The organism is Phenylobacterium sp. CCH9-H3, assembly GCF_001557235.1.
Taxonomy (GTDB): domain Bacteria; phylum Pseudomonadota; class Alphaproteobacteria; order Caulobacterales; family Caulobacteraceae; genus Phenylobacterium.
In genome coordinates this window covers 1-4,674 of sequence record NZ_LSJI01000061.1, presented here as the reverse complement: position 1 = coordinate 4,674, position 4,674 = coordinate 1, and the positions used below count along the sequence as shown (strand labels likewise).

The window sequence follows — 4,674 nt, the reverse complement described above, 5'->3', positions numbered from 1 at the left end:
AGATCATCGGGGTGATCGACGAGATCGCCTTCCAGACCAACCTGCTGGCGCTCAACGCCGGCGTCGAGGCCGCCCGGGCGGGCGACGCGGGCAAGGGCTTCGCGGTCGTGGCCTCCGAAGTGCGGCAGCTGGCCCAGCGCTCGGCCGAAGCGGCCAAGGAGATCAAGACGCTGATCGGCGTTTCCACGCGTCACGTGGGCGCCGGCGTGGAGCTGGTCGGCCAGACCGGTGAGGCGCTGCAGCAGATCTTCGACCAGTTCAACCAGATCGCCCAGCTGGTCACCCAGATCGCGGCGTCCGCGCGCGAGCAGTCGTCGGCCCTGGGGCAGGTGAACACGGCCATCAACCAGATGGACCACACCACCCAGCAGAACGCCGCCATGGTCGAACAGAGCACCGCGGCGAGCCACACGCTCCTGCGCCAAGCCCGCGACCTCAGCCAGTTGATCAGCGCCTTCAAGGTGCACCCCGGCGCGGGCGGCCGGCCGGTGGAAGCCGAGGCGGTCCAGTTCAAGAAGGCGAGCTAGCCGGTCACCGTTTGCGGGGCGCGTAGGCGATCATCTGGATCTCCACCACCCCGTCGTCGACCAGGAGGCCCGTCGTGCCCACCGCCGTCCAGGCGGGGTGCGGCGCGGCCATGAACTCGTCCTTGGCCTTGGCGAAAGCGGCGAACTGCTCGTCGCGCGTGCCCTTGAAGCCGGGGCCGTCCCAGACGTGGAAGGTGTTGATCATCGTCACGTCGGCGAAGGTCAGCCCCTCCGCCTTCAGCATCGCCTCGATCGCCCGGAAGGCGCGGCGGGTCTGTTCGGTGAAGGCCGGTCCGTCGCGCTCCGGCGCGCCCCGGGGCCCGGCGATCACGCCCGAGATGTAGAGAAAGTCCCCGGCGCGGCGCGCGGGGGCGTACTTGAACTCGTCGTAGGCCCGCTGCGCGCCGGCGCTCGGGATCACGACTTCGCCGCCCGGGGCGGGGATCAGCTTCGGGTAGCCCGCGGCGGAGTCTTGCGCGTGGGCGGCGGAGGCGACCGCTATGAAGGCGGCGAGCAGGGCTGGCTTGAGCATGGCCCAGGCTACGCCAGCGAGGCGCGCCTGGGCCAATGACACCTCGTTAATGCGACGATGCCCGCAAGCGGCTCGACGAACGGCGCCGCGGCCGGTTCAGCCAGGGGCCAAGGTGGAAGGCGGCCATGAGCAGGTACATGGCCGTCATGCCGCCCAGCGGGGATCCTGGCAGGGCGGAGCAGATCGGATCCGCCCGCTCCCCGACCCCAAGCCAGTTCAGCAACGCCATCCCCGCGAAGGTCGGCGCGGCCGCGAGACCGAGGCCGCGGGATACTCTCACGCCTTGGCGCTCTCTTTGCGGAAGGCCGCCTCTCCCGCGTCGGACACCGCCACCCACGCCGGATCGGGCGCGGCCTGAGGTTCGTAAGCGTCGTGCCAGTTCCACCACTTGTAGGTCGGCGTCTGGGGATAGCCCTCCGGCGAGTCTTCCCAGAGCTCCTGGCGGCCGAGCGGGGTGATGTCGAGATAGTTCCAGGTGTTGCCCATCTGCTCGTCGCCGCGGTTGTTGACGAAGTAGGTGCGGAACACTCGCCCACCGTCGCGGTAGAAGACGTTGGTGCCATGCCACTCGCCGACGCCGAAGTCGGCGTCGAAGCTGTCGGTGATGGTGAACCAGGGCATCGTCCAGCCCATCCGGGCCTTGAGGCCGGCGATGTCCGCCTGCGGTGCGCGGGAAATGAAGACGAGAGTTGTGTCGCGGGCGTTCAGGTGGGCGACGTGGGCCACCTGGTCCGCCACCAGGGAACAGCCCCGGCAGGCGCGATCGGGCCAGCCCAGCACGCCCGGTTCGAAGAAGGCGCGGTAGACGACCAGCTGGCGGCGACCGTCGAACAGGTCGACCAGGCTCGCCGCGCCGTTCGGGCCCTCGAAGACATAGTCCTTCTCGACGGCGAGCCAGGGCATCCGCCGGCGCTCGGCGGCCAGCGCGTCCCGCGCGCGGGTCATCGCCTTTTCCTTCACGAGCAGTTGGGCGCGCGCGGTTTCCCACGCCTCGGGCGAGACGATCGGAGGGGTTTTCATGAGTGAACTCTTGCGTTGGGAGGTTTCGTGAACGGGAGGGGTTAGGGCAGGCGTTCGTCGTACTCGGCCCGAAGGCCGGTCCACGTCTTCCAGAAGGCCGGCGGCGCGATCTCGCGCATCCGAGCCTGCAGGACGTCGAGATGCGCGTGCCAGCCGGCGGACACGCCCACGAGGCTGCCCCGGTCGGGCAGTCGGCGGTGAGTGAGGGTAAGCATCACCTCCGGCCCCTGCGGCTCCAGTTCGAAGGTCACTTCGCTGCCGCGCTCGCCCCAGCTGATGGCCAGGAGGCGGGGCGGGTCCAGTCGGGTCACGGCGCACTGCATGCGCTGCTCCTCGGCGACACCCTCGGGGCGATCTTCGTGCCGGCCGCTGAGCTCGTCGTTCCGCCAGACCAGCTCGACCTTGGCGCCGACCTGGAGCTCCATCTCGCCGCGCGCCAGCCACTGGGCGCGCAGGTCGCTGTCGGTGAGGTAGGACCAGACCCGCTCGATCGGGCCGGGGAGCAGGCGCTGGATGCGCACGGTGGCGGGCTCGATCAGTTCGCCGTAGGCGCTCACCGTCGTGGCGTGGGTCATTGCTCGTCTCCTTGGGGGGTGTCGGCGCGGCGCAGCAGCTCCTCGAGGACATCGAAGCGGCTGTTCCAGAAGCGCTCGTAGAAGCTGATCCATTCGTGGGCGTCCGCGAGCGCGCGGGGCTCCAGCCGGCAGACGTGCGTGCGGCCGCGGATGGTGCGGCGGACGAGGCCCGCCTTTTCCAGCGCCCGGATGTGCTTGGAGGCCGCGGCCAGGGACATGTCGAACGGCGCGGCCAGCTCACCCACGCTACGCTGCCCGGACGCCAGATCGCGGAGCATGCTCCGGCGCGTGGCGTCGCCGAGGGCGTGGAAGACGGCGTCCAGACGGGCCGGTTCTGCGGCGTGTAATTCAACCATGAGGTTGAATGTGTTGGACGCCGCGCAAATTGTCAACCGATAGGTTGAGGATTGTGTCGCGAACCGTCGGCCGCGAACCCGGGGGGTGGTCCGCGGCCGGGGTCGTTAGTGCTTGGCCCGCTGACGGCTGTTCTGTTCGGTGTCGCGCTTGCCCTTGGCGTCGTGGGCATGATGGCGGTCGCGTTCGCCGCCGCCGCCGGAGACGCCGCTGAACTGGGTGTTCGTCGGCTCCTCAGGACCGCGACCGCCGAACGGCGGATCCTCGGGTCGGGGTTTTGAGCGGTCCTCGTGGCTGGCGCCCGGGCCGCCCCAGCGATCGGTGTTCGGATGCTTGTTCGGCATGTCAGCGGTCCTGGACGTTGCCTTGGTGGGTGGTGTTCTGGGCGATATTGCCGTGACGGCCCTGGGACTTCAGGTTCACGTCATCGTCGCCCGGTTGTTCGGACTGGACGCCGGTCACCCGGTCGCGCCGCCCGATGTCGGCGCCTTCGATGTGGGGTTTCTCGCCCGGCGAGGCGCGCTGTTCCGGGGGAATGGGGGGCGCTTTGGAAGCCATGGGCTCCTCCTCTTCTTGGGAGAGGTGAACCCGCGGGCCGAGGGTTGGTTTCGTTCAGTCGATGACCACCGCGGTGAGGCTCAGCAGGTCCTCGGTCGGCGCGGCCGGGGCGAGCAGGTCGCTGGAGCCAGCATAGACGAAGGTGCGGTTGTCGTTGCGGCCGACCGCCTTGACGGCCGAGTCACTGGTCACCCGCGCCTGGACGGCCACGCAGGTCTGCAGCGGCGGGATGACCGCCGGCGCGACGGTCTCGAGCCGCAGCGGCCATCGATCGGCGGTGAAGGCGGCCAGCGGATCGTCCGCCCGGCCGGTGTCGCGGAACAGCGAGCCGGCCGGCACCGTGAGGGGCGCCGACGGCGCGCCGCCGACGTCCAGCGTCCGGCAGACGGCCAGCGTCATCGCCCGGGCGGCGCCGCCCCAGCTGGCGATCGCCAGGGCAAGGCCGACGGCATGGCGCACGGGCTACTGCGACACGGTGACCGTGTAGCCGTTGGCCGCGGCGTTGAAGACCATGTCGGTCACCGCGCCGAGCCCCGCCTGGGTCACCTGGACGCCGCCCGCTCCGGCGGTGAAGGCGCCGCCGTTGACGGTGAGGCCCAGGGTCACGCCGGCGCCGGTCTGGTCGATGGTGACGTTGCCCGCCGCGCCGGCCGCGCCGACGAAGTTGCTCAGGGTGACGGCCGACGTCGAACCCGCCGAACTGGAGTCGAGGTCGAAGTTCACCCGCGAGGTCGCGCCGGTGACCGTCAGGGTCGACGACTGGGCGCCCGACCCGCCGGTGAAGTCGTTGCTGACGGTATTGCCGTTGGCCGCGCCGGTGAGCGTGACGTTGAAGGTCTTGGCGCCTGCGGTGTTGGCGGTGTTGGTCACCACGTTGCCATCGGAATTCAGAGCCACGGTGACATTTGCCGAGGTGGCGTTGCTGATGGTGTTGGTCACGGCGTTGCCGCCGCCGGCCAGCGTGCCGCCGCTGACGGTGAGGTTGAGGGTGACGGCGCCGGTGGCTGCGATGGTGTTGGTGATGTCGGTGTTGGAGCCGTTGATGGTGAGGTCGTAGTCGAGGCTGGCGCCGTCCAGGGTGTCGAGGATGACGTTCTCGGCGCCGACC

Annotated in this window: 10 protein-coding genes; 1 reads left to right on the top strand and 9 read right to left on the bottom strand. The window is 70.0% G+C overall.

Annotated elements, in window-relative coordinates; all coding sequences use genetic code 11:
• The coding region (locus tag AX721_RS05450) for a methyl-accepting chemotaxis protein (protein WP_231754702.1) at positions 1–527 on the top strand (527 nt) is incomplete at its 5' end.
• 4 nt (positions 528–531) lie between these two features.
• Here AX721_RS05450 and AX721_RS05445 read toward each other — a convergent pair.
• From AX721_RS05445 to AX721_RS27805, 9 genes are all read right to left on the bottom strand, one after another.
• Positions 532–1,059, bottom strand: coding sequence for a Rid family hydrolase (locus AX721_RS05445; RefSeq protein ID WP_068875009.1), 528 nt, complete (start codon positions 1,057–1,059; stop codon positions 532–534).
• A 46-nt stretch (positions 1,060–1,105) separates the two neighbouring features.
• Positions 1,106–1,339, bottom strand: a complete 234-nt coding sequence (locus tag AX721_RS05440; RefSeq protein WP_068875008.1) for a hypothetical protein — start codon at positions 1,337–1,339, stop codon at positions 1,106–1,108.
• Complete coding sequence (locus AX721_RS05435; protein ID WP_068875007.1) at positions 1,336–2,079, bottom strand: DUF899 domain-containing protein; 744 nt, start codon at positions 2,077–2,079, stop codon at positions 1,336–1,338. The genes AX721_RS05440 and AX721_RS05435 overlap by 4 nt, the downstream gene beginning before the upstream one ends.
• A gap of 41 nt (positions 2,080–2,120) precedes the next feature.
• The gene (locus tag AX721_RS05430) at positions 2,121–2,654 is read right to left on the bottom strand and encodes an SRPBCC family protein (RefSeq protein ID WP_068875006.1); all 534 of its coding nucleotides are present in this window, start codon (positions 2,652–2,654) and stop codon (positions 2,121–2,123) included.
• Positions 2,651–3,010 carry a helix-turn-helix transcriptional regulator gene (locus AX721_RS05425; RefSeq protein ID WP_068875005.1) on the bottom strand — a complete coding sequence of 120 codons (360 nt, stop codon included), beginning with the start codon at positions 3,008–3,010 and terminating at the stop codon, positions 2,651–2,653. Before AX721_RS05425 ends, AX721_RS05430 begins: the two co-directional genes overlap by 4 nt.
• 105 nt (positions 3,011–3,115) lie before the next feature.
• Positions 3,116–3,352, bottom strand: coding sequence for a hypothetical protein (locus tag AX721_RS05420; RefSeq protein WP_068875004.1), 237 nt, complete (start codon positions 3,350–3,352; stop codon positions 3,116–3,118).
• A gap of 1 nt (position 3,353) precedes the next feature.
• The gene (locus AX721_RS05415) at positions 3,354–3,566 is read right to left on the bottom strand and encodes a hypothetical protein (RefSeq protein WP_068875003.1); all 213 of its coding nucleotides are present in this window, start codon (positions 3,564–3,566) and stop codon (positions 3,354–3,356) included.
• Positions 3,567–3,620: 54 nt separating this feature from the next.
• Positions 3,621–4,025 (bottom strand): hypothetical protein, encoded by a 405-nt coding sequence (locus AX721_RS05410; RefSeq protein ID WP_068875002.1) that lies wholly within the window; start codon positions 4,023–4,025, stop codon positions 3,621–3,623.
• Positions 4,026–4,028: 3 nt separating this feature from the next.
• A partial coding sequence (locus tag AX721_RS27805; RefSeq protein WP_197422475.1) for a hypothetical protein occupies positions 4,029–4,674 on the bottom strand: 646 nt, incomplete at its 5' end.